The sequence below is a fragment of the Chitinophaga sp. genome (assembly GCF_036566945.1).
In the GTDB taxonomy this organism is placed as follows: Bacteria; Bacteroidota; Bacteroidia; order Chitinophagales; family Chitinophagaceae; genus Chitinophaga.
Genome location: NZ_DATCVJ010000625.1, coordinates 1 through 17581, shown reverse-complemented (window position 1 = coordinate 17581; position 17581 = coordinate 1). Strand labels below are relative to the sequence as shown.

Sequence of the window (17581 nt, the reverse complement as noted above, 5' to 3'; positions counted from 1 at the left end):
GTATGAATATTTTTTCCGGATTTCTTCATTTTTTTGGCATTGATTATCAGCAATAGTATCCAAATGGTACCTACATTCCCAAATGGTGCATACTTGTCTGATATGAAGTTAGTAAGCAATTTTGTCTCAGAAAAAAATATTCTTATGAAAGCGATACAACAAGTAGCCTTCGGACTGGAAAGTTTACAACTCAAAGAAATACCAACGCCAACACCCGCAGCACAGGAGGTATTGGTAAAAATAGAAGCTGCTTCCCTGAATTATCTCGATGTAGCACTGGCTACCGGCACTTATAGCAAAGAGTTACCCTTACCCCGCATTCCCACTTCTGATGGCGCAGGCGTAGTAGCTGCCATCGGCGACAATGTGAGCAAATGGAAGGTGGGAGACAGGGTGATGATTCATTACAACCAGCTTTGGCAAAATGGGCAGGCTACCCCCACGACCAACCATATCAGAACCGGCGTCAGCACGCCTGGTTTGCTGGCTGAATATGCCGTGATTCCTGAATACGCATTAGTACGCACTCCTGCTAATCTTACCAGCGTAGAGGCGGCCACGTTACCCGTTGCCGGTGTTACTGCCTGGACAGGTTTGATGAGTTATGCCAACATTCAACCCGGGCAAACAGTGCTGACACAAGGTACGGGTGGTGTTTCGCTCTTTGCCCTGCAAATTGCGCTGGCAGCCGGCGCCAGGGTGATTGCCACCAGCAGCAACCCGGAAAAATTAAAAAAACTGCAGGCATTAGGTGCACATGAAGTGATTGACTATAAAAAATATCCCAACTGGCATGAAGAAGTGAGACGTCTCACCAATGGCGCTGGCGTGCATGCTACGCTCGATATCGCCGGTTCTGCCACCATCTTAAACTCTGTGAAATCTGCGGGCTTTAACGGCTTCGTAGGACTGGTAGGATTCATTGCTGGTGCGCAGTTGCCACTGGATCTGTTTACCATTGTAGGTAGCTATATCAGACTGCAAGGATATTCTGTTGGTAGTTTACAAAGTTTTGAGGAACTGGCAGCCGCAGTGGAAGTAAATAATATACATCCGGTAATAGACAGCGTATTCCCTGTAAGCAAGGTGCAGGAAGCATTCCAGCATATGGGCAGCAGTAATTATTTTGGGAAAGTGGTGATTGAAATGAACTAGCATACTATACATATAAACGTCCTGCGCTACGGCAGGACGTTATATCAAGTAAACCATTACACTAAAATTATTGTTTCAAGATAGTAAAAACAAGGCGATAAACCGGTTATTTCCTTGTTAAGGTGATGATAAGATTATATTTTTATCAATACATGACAAACATCATTTTCGTGGATACCTTCGCTAACTACCTTTGCATCAATAATTTTACATTATGCCTTCCGTAGAAATACTATCCAGAATACAGTTTGCTTTTACCATTGCCTTTCACTACATCTATCCTCCGCTGAGTATAGGGCTGGGACTTTGTCTCGTGATCATGGAGGGCCTGTACCTTAAAACCGGTCTTGCACTATACAAGGACATCACCCGATACTGGATCAAAATATTTGCACTCATCTTCGGTATCGGTGTAGCTACGGGTATTGTGATGGAGTTTGAGTTTGGTACTAACTGGGCTACCTATTCACATTATGTAGGCGATATTTTTGGCAGTGCGCTGGCGGCAGAGGGTATCTTTGCTTTTGCCATGGAGTCGGCTTTCCTGGGCGTATTGCTGTTTGGATGGAACCGGGTAAACAAAGGGGTCCATTTCTTTTCTACCTGTATGGTGGCTTTAGGCTCTATTTTCTCTGCCCTTTGGATTGTTATTGCCAATTCCTGGCAGCAAACACCCACCGGGTTCCGCATTGAAGGCCACGATATGCAAGCCCGTGCGGTAGTAACGGATTTCTGGGAAATGGTTTTTAACCCTTCTTCTGTAGATCGTTTCTCCCATGTTATTATTGGTTCCTTTCTGGCAGGCTCATTCCTTGTGATGAGTGTGGCCGCCTGGTATGTATTAAAACAACGCTTTGTAAAACACGCACAGGCTATGTTTAAAGTAGGCCTGGGAGTGGCCGTGATAGCAGCTTTGATGCAACTCTTTACCGGTCACCGTTCCGCACATTACGTGAGTAAATACCAGCCGGCCAAATTAGCCGCCATGGAAGGACATTACGATAGTTCTTCCGTAGCTCCTATGTACCTGGTAGGATGGGTAGATAATAAAAATGAGAAAACAACAGGCATCAAAATTCCCGGTGGACTCTCTTTCCTTACCCATGGAAGCTTTACAGCACCAGTGGAGGGATTGAGAGCTACGCCCAAAGAAGATAGGCCCGGCGCTGTGAATTTCGTCTTCCAGATGTATCACCTGATGATCACCATTGGGATGATACTCATTGGGCTTACGCTATTAGCTGTTTTTCTTTTATGGAGAAAGAAATTGTTCAACCAGCGCTGGCTGATGATCATCTTTGCCTGGGCCGTTTTACTCCCGCAAATCGCCAACCAGGTAGGATGGTATGCCGCTGAAGTAGGGCGTCAACCCTGGGTGGTATATAAACTGCTGCGTACCTCGGAGGCCTTGTCACGCAAGGTGACCGCAGACCAGGTGATATTCTCCCTGATATTATTTACACTGGTATATATGTTGCTGTTTACCCTGTTCATCTATTTGCTGACCCGGAAAATACACCATGGGCCCGACATTTCAGAGAATGCAGAAACTGAATTCGATGGCTATTACCACGATAACCTTACTTACCACCCTAAATCATAGTTATATGGAAACAATACTCGGACTGGATCTGCCCACCTGGTGGTTTTTAGTGATTGGCGGATTGATCACCGGATATGGTGTATTAGATGGTTTTGACCTGGGAGCAGGCGCCTTACACCTGTTTTTTAAGAAAGAAGAAAGCCGGCGCCTGGTGCTGAATGCAATAGGACCCGTATGGGATGGTAACGAAGTATGGCTGGTCATTGCCGGCGGAGCACTGTTTGCCGGCTTCCCGCTGGTATATGGGGTGGTATTATCCACCTTCTATGTTCCCTTTATGTTATTCCTGGTAGCACTTATTTTCCGCGCTATTTCTATAGAATTCAGAAGCAAGGAAACATGGCTATGGTGGCGGAAGATGTGGGATATCAGCTACACCGTTTCCAGTACAGGCATTACGCTGTTGCTCGGATTAGTGCTGGGCAACCTCATACATGGGCTGCCGATGAATAAGGAGCATGAATTTACCGGGACCTTGCTTACCTTTTTTAATCCTTATGCAATATTGATTGCATTCACCACCTTATCGTTATTCATGCTACATGGTGCCATTTACCTGGTGATGAAAACGGAAAACAGGCTGTATACGAGGCTTACCGTAATTGTAAACAATTGCAGCAAGTTCTTCATTCTGTGTTTTATACTAACGTCAATGGCTACCCTCATTTACGTGCCGCATATGACGCATCAGTTTAAAACACATCCGCAACTGTTTGGACTCCCTATGCTGGCGGTATTAATTCTGCTCAACATCAAAAGGAATATAGATGCCCGCAAATATTATACGGCATTTCTTTACTCCTCTGTTATTACCGCCTGCCTGCTGATCCTGTTTGCGGTTGGATTATATCCCAATATTGTGATCTCTACCACAGACCCGGCATATAGCATTAGTATCTATGCAGCGGCATCTTCTGTAAAGTCATTAAAAATCATGTTATTGATTGCTGCCATTGGCACCCCTATGGTAATTGGATATACTACTTTCCTGTTCTGGACCTTCCGGGGTAAGGTGAAGTTAAATGAGATGAGCTACTAGAGCTATTAGCGGTTAGCTATTAGCTTTTAGCTTGCCGTTTGTTGGGGTAGTATTATTAGAAAGAAATATTACTCAGAAAGGTCTAACAGCTAAATGCTAATGGCTAAAAGCTCCCTAAAAAACAGGTCCCCGCAAGAAATTGCAGGGACTTACCATTTAACCTATATTCTGTACTGTAGCATTGTGTTGATGATCTCCCGAAAGTCGTCATTGTCATTTTCCGGTATCCTATCTTTTATCAGGAGATGATTATGTATTTAAGACCATGTACGTTGATTAAAGTTTAATGGTTTAAAAAAAATTTCTAAAAATAATTTCGGGAGACCGAAATTCGTATCCAGAATTACTGCCTCCATGAACCGTATTGATCGACTGACAGCCATTCTTATACAATTACAGGGTAAAAAAATAGTAAAGGCCGCGGAAATCTCCGAGCGTTTTAATATTAGCCTGAGAACGGTATACCGGGATGTAAAAGCCCTGCAGGAAGCAGGTGTGCCTATTGGGGCAGAAGCCGGCACCGGCTATTATATCGTGGAAGGCTACCACCTTCCCCCGGTAATGTTCTCTAAAGAGGAAGCCGCCGCACTCCTGACCGGCGAAAAGCTAATGGAACAGTTCAGCGACCACAGCAACCGGAAACAGTTTAGTCTGGCAATGGAAAAAATCCGCTCCGTACTCAGGGGTACCGAAAAGGATTACCTCGAATCGCTGGACGAAAACATAGCGGTATTACGGTATAGGCCCCCGAATTTAGAAGCAGAACAGTTCCCTAATCGCTTTCTGACAGACATACAGCAGGCCCTGGGCATGAACCAGGTCATTAGCATGGAATATTGCTCTATCCAGGAAGGCGTAGCTACCAAAAGAGAAATAGAACCGGTGGGCATCTTCCATATGAGCGCCAACTGGCACCTGATTGCCTTTTGCCGGCTCAGACAGGGATATCGGGATTTCAGAGTAGACAGAATTCGTAAATTAAGTGTGCTCCCCGCACATTACCCCAAGAACAAGCGCTTGTCATTACAGGAGTACCTGGAGCAACAACGGCAACGGAACAAAGAAGATACCTACCTCATTAAAATAGCCATCAACAACGATGTGATGCGATACCTGCGGGAACAGAAATATTATTATGGTCTGATGGATGAAAAGGTAAACGGAGATAAAACGGAGCTTACTTTTCTGCAATCTCACCTCGGACACTTTGCCAGATGGATGATCATGTTAGGCAACGAGGTAGACATTATTCAGCCACAGGAACTCAAAACGGCTGTTGGACAGCTGGTGACAGAACTTCACGGACATTATTTTTAATTTTTTGAAATCCTGCTGACATAAGGTTGTCACTTCATGGCGTTTGCTTTGTATTGTTATCAAAAACAGTACAATATGAAAACGCTAAGCAATTGCTATGTATTCCTTTTCGATGGCTATTCAGACTGGGAGCCAGCGCTATCCATGTATGGCATGAGCTGCTTTACGGATGTTAACATCATCACATTTTCCCTCGATGGCAAGCCGGTTACCTCCGGCGGTAAGCTGTTGGTACAGCCGCAAGCCAGTCTGGAACAAGCGTTGACCGCAAACATAGATCTGCTGATTCTTCCAGGTGGTGCTCCGATGGAGCAAGGCGCCAATACGGAAGTTCTCCCATTGGTTCAGCAACTGCTGGAAAAACAAAAGACAATCGCCGCCATCTGTGGCGCCACAGCATTATTGGCCCAGCACGGCTTCCTGGATAATATACCACATACCAGCAACCACGCCGAAGTACTTAAGCAGCTGGCACCTGCTTATAAAGGTGCCGATTACTATGAAAACAGTCCGGCGGTTACCAGTCCTCATATCATAACGGCCAGCGGTACGGCGATGGTAGCATTTGCAAAAGCCATCTTTACCCATTTTGATTTGCTGCAAAACGATAAACTGAAGTTCTGGTTTAGCTTCTTTGATGGCAGCAATGCCGGTACAGAGATGGGAGCTACCCAGCCGTTTCATTTCTTCTATCGTCGTTACAAGACTAACTATGCGGGGATGCTGGAACTGGTACGTACCGCTATCAAAGTGGTGTACCAACAGGCCGTTGAAGCCGACCTCGAAATATGCGGCGGGCCGCAATGGCATTACCATGGCTTCGACGGACAGCCAGATACGGTATTCACCCTGGATATTGGATTGCCGGTAACGGAAGTAAAAACAGTGGCTGCACCCTGGCAATGTGAAACACTGCCTCCTTTTAAATGTGTAAGCATGCAACACCATGGCACCTGGGACCTGTTGGCCAACACCTACGGGAAACTCTTTACCGGTATGGAAATGCTGGGCTTACAAATGAATGGATATACCCGGGAACAGTACCTGCAATACAACTTTGAACACCCGGAGCAAAATATTACCAACGTGCAGATTGGAGTAATATAGTCTGATAATGGGTGTGGGAACGGGCGCCCGCACCCATTATTTGAAATCAATACTTCGGCAGATGAAAACTTATATCAACCTGGGATGGTTGCTCCTGATCACATTTTTTTTTGACATACAGTTAACGCACATAACCATGAATAAACTGGATTTAACGAAAGTATTCAAAAGGTATTATACCGCTGCGAGTGTACCAGAACTGGTGACTATAGAAAAAGGACTTTTTGTGACCATCACGGGCAAAGGCGATCCTAATGGCGCCGTATTTGCGGAATGTACCGCCGCTTTGTATGCAGTGGCATATGGCATCAAATTCAGCAGCAAGCAAAAAGGTGTTGATTTTACAGTCAGCAAACTGGAAGGCTTCTGGTGGGTAGACAACTATAACGTTGATCCATTAACGGTCCCCCGGGATCAGTGGCATTACGAATTGGCGATCCGGTTGCCGGATGAAGTAACCCAACAACAATTTTCCGAATCAGTCCTGTCTGCGGAAAAGAAGAAGAAGTCCGCTTACATCCGCGAGGTAGATTTTAAGCACATAGAAGAAGGATGGTCTGTGCAGCTGCTTCATACAGGACCTTTCAGTGAAGAGCCGGTATCACTAAAGAAAATGGACGATTTCATGCAACAGCAAGGCTTGCAGATGAATGGCCGGCATCATGAAATTTACCTGTCTGATTTTAGAAAAACGGCGCCGGAAAAACTGAAAACAATATTAAGGCACCCTGTGAAGAAATAAGTTGGCTTAAAAGCCTATTGCCACAGAAGCGTTATTATCAATGCAGGTATAGCTGCGGCAAAAAATTTCAGAGAAAGATGATTACACTAAAGCCTTATCCAAAGGTATAAGTATAGATGTGTATTAGCCGGAAGCCCATTGCTGACGGCTTTAATCCCCCAGACCCAGTTGTATAATGGCCTGTTGGGCAGCGATCTGGCTGGCATCTTTTTTATTGAAGGCTTTACCACTGCAGATCAGTTCTCCATCTACTACAGCGCCTACAGTGAAGATGCGCCGGCCGTTATCCATTTGTTCTTCGAGCAATTCGAATTCCAATGTCTTGCCATTTTTATTGGCCCAGCCGTATAGTTTGTTTTTGTGGTTCATTTCCACGGTTTCCAGCAGTTCCATATCGATATAAGGCATGATAATGCGTTTATGAACGAACTGTTGGGTTTTATTATAACCGCGGTCCAGGTATACGGCGCCCACGAGGGCTTCCAGGGTATTACCGAATATCTGGCTGATTTTGAGAAAGCTGTTGTATTTATCGTAGATAGTGAGCTTGCGCAATCCCATCTTGATAGCGATATCATTTAACTGTTGCCGGTTCACGATCTTGGAACGCATCTCCGTTAAATATCCTTCCGTTTTGTAGGGATATTTTTTAAAGAGATAATCACCCACAATGGCGCCGAGAATGGCGTCACCGAGGTATTCCAGCCTTTCGTTACTTTCCAGAAATTTTTCCTTACTGGAACGATGGCTCAGGGCCACTTCATAAAGGGCAAAGTTACCTGGGGGAAAGCCCAGCAGGTTGTGCAGCTCTTTATATAAGTGCCGTTTTTTGGAAACAAGTCGATATAAAAAACCTGGCAGTAAATTCACACAATCAAGATCAAGGAACGAATTTTTTGAAAATAACGGAGGCATTATGTCCTCCAAAACCGAAGGTATTGGATAATGCAGCGCTTACTTCTCTCTTTTGTGCGATATTAAAAGTAAAATTCAGATTCGGGTCTAATAGCGGGTCGTCATTAAAGTGGTTGATCGTAGGAGGAACTATGCCATCGAGGATAGACATAATTACGGCTATGGATTCAACGGCGCCGGCAGCCCCGAGTAAGTGCCCTGTCATAGATTTAGTGGAACTGATGTTCATGTTATAAGCATGTGCTCCAAAAACGCTCTGAATGGCTTTTACTTCGGCAATATCTCCCAACGGAGTGGAAGTACCGTGAACGTTGATATAATCGATTTCGCTGGCCTGCATTCCGGCATCTGCCAAAGCATTCCGCATTACATTTAAAGCGCCTAATCCTTCCGGATGGGGGGCTGTAATGTGATACGCATCTGCGGTAGCGCCGCCGCCGGCTAGCTCTGCATATATCCTGGCACCTCTTTCCTGGGCATGTTCTAATGACTCCAGTACAAGGGCACCAGCTCCTTCACCCATCACAAAACCATCACGGTCAAGGTCAAAAGGTCTGGAAGCAGTTTTGGGATCATCATTCCTTTCCGACAATGCCTTCATAGCGTTAAACCCGCCAACACAAGGTTCATTGATCACATTTTCTGATCCGCCGGTAATCACCATATCGGTTTTACCATAACGGATGCTGTACATCGCCTCTATGATCGCATTGGTAGCGGACGCACAGGCGGATACAACAGAAAAATTAGGCCCCCTGAAACCATGGCGGATAGAAATATATCCGGCCGCGATATCAAGAATAAGCCTCGGAATTAGAAAAGGACTGAAGCGGGGCGTACCATCCCCTGTATGGAACTCTCTCAGTTCGTGACTGAAATTGATCATACCTCCAACACCAGTACCCCATATCACTCCAACACGATCAGCATTGATCTTGTCTTTATTGATATTGGCGTCTAGTATCGCCTGATCTGCGGCAATTACAGCCGTTTGTGTAAAGGGGTCCATCTTACGGGCCTCCTTTTTGTCCAGGTAGTTAGCAGGATCAAAATTTTTCAGTTCACAAGCAAAACGAGTTTTAAACTTGGAAGCATCAAATTGCTTGATAAAATCCGCGCCGGATACACCGTTCGTCAATCCGTGCCAGAAATCAGCTACGGAATTGCCGAGCGGTGTAAGAGCGCCTAAACCTGTAACGACAACTCGTCTTGGTTGCATTAAAACAATTCTGATTAGTAGGATTATTTTACATGTTCTTCCAGGTAAGCAACTGCCTGGCCAACAGTAGTAATAGTTTCAGCTTGTTCGTCAGGAATGGAGATGTTGAATTCTTTTTCGAATTCCATAATCAGTTCTACCGTATCCAAAGAGTCAGCGCCTAAGTCATTGGTGAAGCTGGCTTCAGGAGTTACCTCGGCTTCGTCAACGCCCAATTTGTCAATGATGATCTTTTTAACTCTTGATGCAATGTCTGACATAATTTTAAGTGTTTTTGGTTTAAAACTTGACTGCAAAAATATAATTTTTATTGAATTGCCAACAGATAGCCAGAATTTTAAAGGCGTTCCAATAGGATCAATCCCACCAAACCCAGTACAGTAAACATATTCATTGCTTTGTTAATAAAAGAATTTATATATTTTTGATCCTGGCAGGTTTACAGATTTGCATATTTTACCACAAAAGTCGCCTTTTTCGGGACAAATAAGCCATTCTCTTAAATTCAAAATATATAAATCTGAAAATATCTCCATTCAACCAGTTATATCGCCACTTATCTAAAGCTTTAACGCTATTTAACAGTTGCCCGGAGATTTCAGCCCCCCCAATGCTTAAATTTGTCCGGCTTGTGAGATCAGCGTATGAACAAATCCCTGCGTCCAGGTACAGTATCTGCGTCTTTTTATACTAAAAGCCAGCAGCCTAAGACTAAAAGCTATAACAAACACCTATAAAAAAGATATGGCCATCACCAAAAAAACCGTTCGCTCAATAGTAATATTGGCCGCTGCCGGTATCGTCATCTTCCTCGTTTATAAGAAAATGGCCGGCAATAAGTCCGCCGGAGCACCCGGTGCAGCAGGAGCCGCCGCTAAAGGAAGTGGCGCAAAAACCCTCCTTACAGACGCCTGGATCGTAAAAACGTCCCGGCTCGACCAGGCTATTGAAGCAAGCGGCACCCTGCAAAGCAATGAAGAAGTGGAAGTGAAACCTGAAATCAATGGCCGCATCATTCGCCTCTCCTTTAAAGAAGGTACCTCCGTTAAAAAAGGAGATCTCCTCGTAAAACTCTACGATGAAGACCTCAAAGCCCAGCTTCAAAAACTCAAATTACAGCAGCAATTGTCCAAAACAACCCTGGAACGTCAGGAAAACCTGCTTAAAATAAATGGTATCAGTCAACAGGATGTGGATGTAACCCGCAACCAGGTCAGCGCATATGGAGCAGATATGGAATATACCCTCACCCAGTTACAGAAAACAGAATTACGCGCTCCCTTCAGTGGCAAACTCGGTTTACGTAACGTTAGCGATGGCGCCATCGTATCTTCCGCCACTGTTATTACCACCCTCCAACAGATAGATCCGCTGAAAATGGACTTCTCTGTTGCAGAGAAATATCGGAACGCCATTAAAAACGGAGACCAGGTAAACTTTTATGTGGCCGGGGATAATAAAGAGTACAAAGGCAGCATTTATGCCATTGACCCGAAAATAGACCTGACCACCCGTACCGTGAGATTGCGTGCCATAGTACCCAACAACAACGGCGTGCTGTTTCCCGGATCATTCGCCAAAGTAAAAATTGTGCTGAATAATATGCCGGAAGCCATGATGATCCCTTCACAGGCGGTTATCCCTGGCACCCGCGATAAGAAAGTAATCATAGCAGATAAAGGCACCGCCAAATTTGTGACGGTAGAAACAGGACAGCGTACTGAAAGCAGCGTACAAATCACCACCGGCCTACAACCTGGCGACACCGTTATTACAACCGGTATTCTCCAGCTAAAACCCGGCATGCCGCTGAAGTATAATAAGATACAATAATGAAAAATTAGGAATTACGAATTACGGATTTGTGGGAAGATGATTGCGAATACTCCTCCCGTTTACCATCTCCTCACAAATCCGTAATTCGTAATTCCTAATTCCTAATTCCTAAAATATTTACCATGAGTTTACCTTCATTATCTCTCAAACGCCCCGTATTTGCTATCGTGATGAATATCATTATCGTGATATTCGGCCTGGTGGGCTTTACTTTTCTGGGGGTAAGAGATTTCCCGGCCATTGACCCACCTATCGTGAATGTACGCACTTCGTATGCCGGCGCCAACTCCGATATCATCGAAACACAGATCACCGAACCGCTGGAAAAACAAATCAACGGTATCGCGGGGATTAAAAATATATCTTCCAGCAGTAGCCAGGGTAGTAGCAATATCACCGTAGAATTTGAACTGGGACAAGACCTGGAAGGCGCGACCAACGATGTACGCGATAAAGTATCACAGGCATTGCGCAGCCTACCTCCCGATATCGATGCGCCACCAGTGGTTTCCAAGCAGGACGCCAACTCAGATGCTATCATCTCTATGACGGTACAGAGTAACACCCGCAACCAGCTGGAAGTAACCGAATACGGTACCAACGTACTCCTGGAGAAACTGCAAACCATTCCCGGCGTAAGCGCCATACAGATCTGGGGAGAAAAACGGTACGCGATGCGTATCTGGATGGATCCTGCCAAGTTATCTTCCTATAGTCTTACTCCCGGCGACGTACAGGCAGCACTGTTACGTGAGAACGTGGAATTGCCTTCGGGAAAAATTGCCGGTAATGCAACCGACTTTACCGTCCGCACATTTGGCCGCCTCGTATCCGAAGAAGATTTTAATGGACTGATTATCAAAAATATTAATGGCAGTGAAATACGTATCCGTGACATCGGACAAGCCGTACTGGGACCGGAAAATGAAGAAACCGTATTAAAAGAGTCGGGCAGTCCTATGATTGCACTGGCCCTCATTCCTCAACCCGGATCCAATTATGTAGCCATTGCAGATGAATTTTATAAACGATTCAATCAGCTAAAAAAAGATATTCCGGACGATTATACCGTGAATATCGCCATGGATAACACCCGCTTTATCAAACAATCTATTGATGAAGTGGAAGAAACCCTGATCGTGGCATTGGTGCTGGTAATCATTATCGTATACCTCTTCTTCCGCGACTGGCTCATGGCATTGCGCCCCCTGATCGATATTCCTGTATCCCTGATCGGCGCATTCTTTATTATGTATGCCTGTGGCTTTACCATTAATATCCTGACCCTCCTGGCCATTGTACTGGCCACCGGGCTGGTGGTAGATGATGGTATTGTGGTGACCGAAAATATTTATAAGAAGATAGAAGCCGGTATCCCACGCATGCGGGCTGCCCGGGAAGGGTCGGAAGAAATATTCTTTGCGGTAATCGCTACGTCTATTACCCTGGCCTTTGTATTCTTGCCGATCATCTTTCTGCAAGGTTTCGTAGGACAACTGTTCCGTGAGTTTGGTATTGTGGTGGCCGGTGCGGTAATCATCTCTGCCTTTGTATCACTTACCTTAACACCGGTACTGAACGTAAAACTGGGTCGTAAAACACACACGCACTCCTGGTTCTATACCAAAACGGAACCTTTCTTCCGCTGGATGGAAGATAGCTATAAAAGCTCGCTGGAATCGTTTATGCGTTTCCGTTGGGTAGCCGGATTAATCATTGCCGGATGCCTGGTGATGATCTATTTCCTGTTTAAAACATTGCAATCTGAACTGGCTCCACTGGAAGACCGTAGCACATTCCGCCTGTCTGTTACGGCGCCGGAAGGTACTTCGTTCGATTATATGGATAACTACGTGGACAAGCTTTCCAAGTTCATGATGGACTCCATTCCGGAAAAGAAGATCATATTAACCGTAACAGCATCTGCCAATAGCGGCTCCGGTGCAGTAAATACAGCATTTGCCAACGTAATGCTCACCGAGCCACATGATCGTAAGCGTTCGCAAAAAGATATTGTGAACATGGTCAACCGCAATATGAATAAGTTTCCGGAAGGAAAAGTATTCGCCATCGAAGCGCAAACCATCCAGGTAGGACGACGTAGTGGCCTGCCGGTATCATTTGTACTGGAACACATCAACTTTGATACACTTACCGCTGTACTGCCCAAGTTTATGGAAGAAGTTGGCAGCAGCACTGTTTTCCAGGGAACAGATGTGGATCTTAAATTCAACAAACCGGAACTGCGCATTCATATCAACCGCGACAAAGCCACACAGCTCGGCGTTTCTGTACAGGATATTTCACAAACACTGCAGCTGGCATTGAGTAACCTCCGCTATGGTTATTTTATCAGAAATGGTAAACAATACCAGGTAATGGGACAGGTATTCCGTGCGGACCGCGATGATCCGATGGACCTGCAGAACCTTTATGTACGCAACTCCCGCGGCGAAGCCATACAGCTCGACAACGTGGTAAGTATTGAAGAAGAAACAAGTCCGCCGATTATCTATCACTTTAACCGTTATAAATCAGCCACTATTTCCGCCGGTCTTGCACCAGGAAAAACTATTGGCGATGGTCTTAAAGAGATGTACCGGATTTATGATAAACTGCAAAAAGAACACATACTCGATGACTCCTTTAATACTGCCTTATCCGGATCTTCCCGTGACTATGCAGAAAGTGGTTCCAATACGATGTTTGCGTTAGGACTGGCGCTGGTACTCATTTACCTGGTACTGGCGGCACAGTTTGAAAGCTGGGTAGATCCACTGATCATTATGCTGACGGTGCCACTGGCATTTGCCGGAGCACTGTTATCATTATGGCTGTTTAATCAAACCTGGAATATCTTCTCTCAGATTGGTGTAATTATGTTGATAGGGCTGGTAACGAAAAACGGTATCCTGATCGTGGAATTTGCCAACCATCAACGCGATAGCGGTATGCAAAAAGCAGATGCGGTAATCAATGCGTCTTCCATGCGTCTTCGTCCTATCCTGATGACGAGTCTGGCGATGGCGTTGGGAGCATTGCCTATTGCCATGTCGCTGGGAGCTGCTGCCACCAGCCGTATTCCATTGGGTATTGTTATCGTGGGCGGCATTGTATTTTCACTGATATTGACACTCTATGTCATTCCGGCCATGTATACCTTCCTTTCCAGAAGAGGGAATCTCTCTCATGATGATGAGGAAGAAATGGAAGATAATACCGAAGCACAGATAGCATCTGCTCATGCCTGAGGACTACTGAATTGAATGATTAAGCTTAAGTATTTATGACAAAACATATAAAGAAGCGTTGTTTATCATTACTGTTATTACTGGCAGCTACCAGCACATTACATGCGCAGGAAAAAGTACTGACCCTGGAACAGGCAATAGATGTGGCGCTGAAAAACAACTATGATATTCGTCTGGCGAAAAACACAGCAGAACTTTCTGCTAACGACTACGCCTATGCGAATTTTGCTTTTGTTCCACGTCTGAATGCCACAACAGGTGTTACCTGGAATAATACCGCCACCAAACAGGAGTTCGTCAATGGTACTACGCGCGATACCAGCGGTATTAAAGGCAATAATATTAACGGCAACGTAACCCTCAGCTGGACCTTGTTTGATGGCCTTAAAATGTTTGCTACGCGTAATAAACTGGGATCTATCCGTAACCTCGGAGAGCTGGCTATAAAAGATCAGGTACAGAATTCTATCGCTACTATCATCGGTGGATATTATAACATTGTACAACAAAAACAGCAGCTGAAAGCGTTATCAGAACAGATGTCTATTTCTGAAGAACGGGTAAAATTGTCAGATGCCAAATTCAGTACAGGATTGGCGCCTAAAACAGATCTGCTGCAATCCAAAGTAGATCTGAATGCGCAAAAGGCATTATATATCCGGCAGCAAACGCTCATAGAACAAAGTAAAGGATTGCTGAATCAACTGATGGCGGTACCCGCCGGAGCTATTGGCTATGATGTGGCAGATTCCATTCCTATAGACAACAGTATTGCTTTTACCACCTTACAGCAAAATATTGCTAACAATAATACTGCTATCAAAGTACAGCAGCAGAATGTAGACGTGTCGGCGCTGACGATTAAAGAACGCCGTGCTGATTACTATCCGGTGGTATCCTTTAATTCAGGTTACAACTATACCAGGAATACCTCCAATGCCGCGTCTAATGCTTTCAGCCCGCGTTTTAGTCGCAACGGTGTTGTTAACTATGGTTTAACTGCTGCCATACCGATTTTTAACGGTTTTAATGTGAAGAGGCAGGTAGAGAATGCGAGGATAGATTTTGATTATCAAAACATCACTTTAGATAATCTAAAATCACAGGTTGACCTTTCATTGAATAATGCATTTAAGGATTACGAATACTATAAAAAACAAGTATCGCTGGAAGAAGAGACCAATGATCTTGCAAGAGAAAATGCAATGGTGGCACTGGAAAGATTTAAACAGGGGGTATCCACGCTGCTGGAAGTAAAAATAGCACAACAAAGTCTGGAAGAATCTTTCTACAGACTTATACAGGCACGATATAATACCAAGCTGGCTGAAACGGAGCTGAGAAGATTGAATGGCGCCATGCTGCTGTAAACAGCTCTCTTCGGACTTTTATTGGAAGCGAATGATGCGATGCGTCATTCGCTTCTTTATTTATAGGGAGGTCGTTGTGATATGTACGGGCATGGACAGCAGCATGTGCTACTACCGAACACATTCGATTATATTACATATAATAACCAATGTTTATCAAACAATATCTCTCCGGCATGGTTTTATAAATACTGCTGCTATAAACGTTATTACTATGCTACGTCATTTTTCTATTGTCTTTATATCCTTTGTACTCCTGGCCGGTGCGGCTACGGCGCAGGAACTGCGTGTGGTAAACCGTGGCATGGTCAAAGATTCATCCGGTATTCATTTGAATGAGGGGCCTGGTGCTGGCATTGCATGGATGACCAATAAAGAATTTGCCGACGGCACGATAGAATTTGATGTCAAAGGCAAGAATAAATTACAGCAAAGCTTTGTTGGCATTGCTTTTCACGGCCTGAATGATTCAACTTATGATGCCGTGTATTTCCGGCCATTTAATTTCCAGGTACCGGAAGCTGGCAGGAGAGGGCATTCCGTTCAATACATTTCCCTACCCGCTTACGATTGGTCCCTGCTTCGGCAGGAACATCCTGGTAAATATGAAAATGAAATAGATCCTGCCACAGATCCCAATAAATGGTTTCATGTAAAAATTATCGTATCTTCTCCTGAGGTATCTGTTTACGTGAACGGGCAGAGGTGCTTGATAGTATCACAACTCAGTACACAGAAAAAGGGAATGATTGGCTACTGGGTAGGGAATGGTTCTTCCGGAGATTGGAAAAATTTAGAGATAAAATAAGTTTGTTGATTGATACAGTTAGAAGTCTGGCTTTAGGAACATGGGTTCTTAAAGCCTTTTTTTTGCGGATGTGGTTCAATGATTTGCTTGTTGGAAATCAGATAAGGACATACACCGCCTGTCTGATTATGGGGTAATTCCATAACAGTTCATATAGCAATAACTGCATGCCCGTAAATCAGTCACACAAGAAAACACTCAAATCAACCGGCATGTATTCTGCCGTGCAAGGATACATCAACTCCAGCTTAACTTCCCCGGTATCCTTCTTAGGGCTAAAAAGGTTCCCAACGCCGATGCTATCAAGCCACTCCTTCACCGCCCCTGGATTGGCTTCCAGGAACTCCCGCCGTTTCCTGAAAGCCTGCTTCATTTCCTGATATTCCCATTCATCCATAAAAATAGTTTATGTATACTTCCTATCTAATTCAATTCCGGATGCTATTTCTTCTTTCATCTGATCGTACATTCCGGCATCAATCCCAGGCCAATTAATACCTTCAATCGGATTAAAATACCCTTTTATACAATTTGGATTCCTGATGCAGATCTGAATATGATTCTTATCTCTAAATCCAGCACCTGGATATAGTTCATTACCCTCTATAAAAACACTTCTAACCGAATCATACGGCCGTAAATTTTCAGCTATACGCGTTTTATGCAAATGCTCAATTACTGCATAGTCAAGATGCCGAAGCAGTGTATCTTTAGAGCCGCTCACATACTTATTAACCGGCAAATCCTCTCCTGTTCCATTCATAGAACCTGATAACAATACAAACGACTCATTCAACAAGTCAAGACAATCCTTATCAAGTAAATCGAGACAAAATTGCAAATCAATAACAGCACCCAACACGGCAGGTGATTTAATGACCCTGCCTCCGGGCGGATGGCGCACAAAATCATATGCCCTTGCATAACTATTTTCCCAGAAGTAACATCCATTACCTAACCAATCATAAGGCCACCTGCTCGGGTTCATTCGAATGTTTCCCTTCACCAAAGCATCTCTTACCGATTGCTCACAACCATGAAAACCAAGTACCAATCCGGGTCGTGTTGCATGTATTACTTTCATAACATACTAATATGAATAGTGAAAACAATAGCTGAGCAATACCAAAGGTATTCTTCAGTTTAACTCAACTGATGCAACATACATTTACCAGCGGATGGAATACTTGTTGTGATGATTAATCTGCCTGATTAACTA

The 17581-nt window shown here is 44.5% G+C and carries 15 protein-coding genes; 10 read left to right on the top strand and 5 right to left on the bottom strand.

The window, feature by feature from the left end; all coding sequences use genetic code 11:
• The first annotated feature begins 144 nt into the window (after positions 1-144).
• From VIP81_RS19170 to VIP81_RS19145, 6 genes are all read left to right on the top strand, one after another.
• Complete coding sequence (locus VIP81_RS19170; protein WP_331964752.1) at positions 145-1155, top strand: NAD(P)-dependent alcohol dehydrogenase; 1011 nt, start codon at positions 145-147, stop codon at positions 1153-1155.
• Between the two features lie 214 nt (positions 1156-1369).
• The gene (locus VIP81_RS19165; RefSeq protein WP_331964749.1) at positions 1370-2758 is read left to right on the top strand and encodes a cytochrome ubiquinol oxidase subunit I; all 1389 of its coding nucleotides are present in this window, start codon (positions 1370-1372) and stop codon (positions 2756-2758) included.
• Positions 2759-2762: 4 nt separating this feature from the next.
• Positions 2763-3797: a cytochrome d ubiquinol oxidase subunit II gene (cydB, locus tag VIP81_RS19160; protein WP_331964746.1), complete on the top strand. Its 1035-nt coding sequence runs from the start codon at positions 2763-2765 to the stop codon at positions 3795-3797.
• Between the two features lie 354 nt (positions 3798-4151).
• Entirely contained in the window at positions 4152-5114 is a 963-nt protein-coding gene (locus VIP81_RS19155; protein ID WP_331964743.1) for a YafY family protein, read from the top strand.
• 75 nt (positions 5115-5189) lie between these two features.
• Positions 5190-6221 (top strand): DJ-1/PfpI family protein, encoded by a 1032-nt coding sequence (locus tag VIP81_RS19150; protein ID WP_331964740.1) that lies wholly within the window; start codon positions 5190-5192, stop codon positions 6219-6221.
• Positions 6222-6282: 61 nt separating this feature from the next.
• Complete coding sequence (locus VIP81_RS19145) at positions 6283-6963, top strand: GyrI-like domain-containing protein (protein ID WP_331964737.1); 681 nt, start codon at positions 6283-6285, stop codon at positions 6961-6963.
• Positions 6964-7113: 150 nt separating this feature from the next.
• Here the strand turns inward: VIP81_RS19145 and rnc are convergent, their stop codons facing one another.
• Genes rnc through VIP81_RS19130 form a run of 3 tightly spaced genes read right to left on the bottom strand, consistent with a single transcriptional unit; the run spans position 7114 to position 9357 of the window.
• A complete protein-coding gene (gene rnc / locus VIP81_RS19140; RefSeq protein WP_331964734.1) occupies positions 7114-7833 on the bottom strand; it encodes a ribonuclease III in 720 nt (239 codons plus the stop codon).
• A 10-nt stretch (positions 7834-7843) separates the two neighbouring features.
• On the bottom strand, positions 7844-9097 hold the full coding sequence (gene fabF / locus VIP81_RS19135; RefSeq protein WP_331964727.1) for a beta-ketoacyl-ACP synthase II: 1254 nt from the start codon (positions 9095-9097) through the stop codon (positions 7844-7846).
• Between the two features lie 23 nt (positions 9098-9120).
• Entirely contained in the window at positions 9121-9357 is a 237-nt protein-coding gene (locus VIP81_RS19130; protein WP_012788038.1) for an acyl carrier protein, read from the bottom strand.
• A gap of 484 nt (positions 9358-9841) precedes the next feature.
• Here VIP81_RS19130 and VIP81_RS19125 point away from each other — a divergent pair, with 484 nt between their 5' ends.
• The 4 genes from VIP81_RS19125 (at position 9842) to VIP81_RS19110 (ending at position 16362) form a co-directional block, all read left to right on the top strand.
• Entirely contained in the window at positions 9842-10930 is a 1089-nt protein-coding gene (locus tag VIP81_RS19125) for an efflux RND transporter periplasmic adaptor subunit (protein ID WP_331964672.1), read from the top strand.
• Positions 10931-11055: 125 nt separating this feature from the next.
• Positions 11056-14184, top strand: a complete 3129-nt coding sequence (locus tag VIP81_RS19120; protein WP_331964669.1) for an efflux RND transporter permease subunit — start codon at positions 11056-11058, stop codon at positions 14182-14184.
• A gap of 35 nt (positions 14185-14219) precedes the next feature.
• Positions 14220-15554, top strand: coding sequence for a TolC family protein (locus tag VIP81_RS19115; protein ID WP_331964666.1), 1335 nt, complete (start codon positions 14220-14222; stop codon positions 15552-15554).
• A 214-nt stretch (positions 15555-15768) separates the two neighbouring features.
• Positions 15769-16362: a family 16 glycoside hydrolase gene (locus tag VIP81_RS19110; RefSeq protein WP_331964663.1), complete on the top strand. Its 594-nt coding sequence runs from the start codon at positions 15769-15771 to the stop codon at positions 16360-16362.
• A 178-nt stretch (positions 16363-16540) separates the two neighbouring features.
• On the opposite strand, the gene VIP81_RS19105 is transcribed toward VIP81_RS19110, so the two are convergent.
• Positions 16541-16759 (bottom strand): hypothetical protein, encoded by a 219-nt coding sequence (locus VIP81_RS19105; RefSeq protein ID WP_331964660.1) that lies wholly within the window; start codon positions 16757-16759, stop codon positions 16541-16543.
• 9 nt (positions 16760-16768) lie between these two features.
• Positions 16769-17446 carry a hypothetical protein gene (locus VIP81_RS19100; RefSeq protein ID WP_331964657.1) on the bottom strand — a complete coding sequence of 226 codons (678 nt, stop codon included), beginning with the start codon at positions 17444-17446 and terminating at the stop codon, positions 16769-16771.
• Positions 17447-17581: the final 135 nt, after the last annotated feature.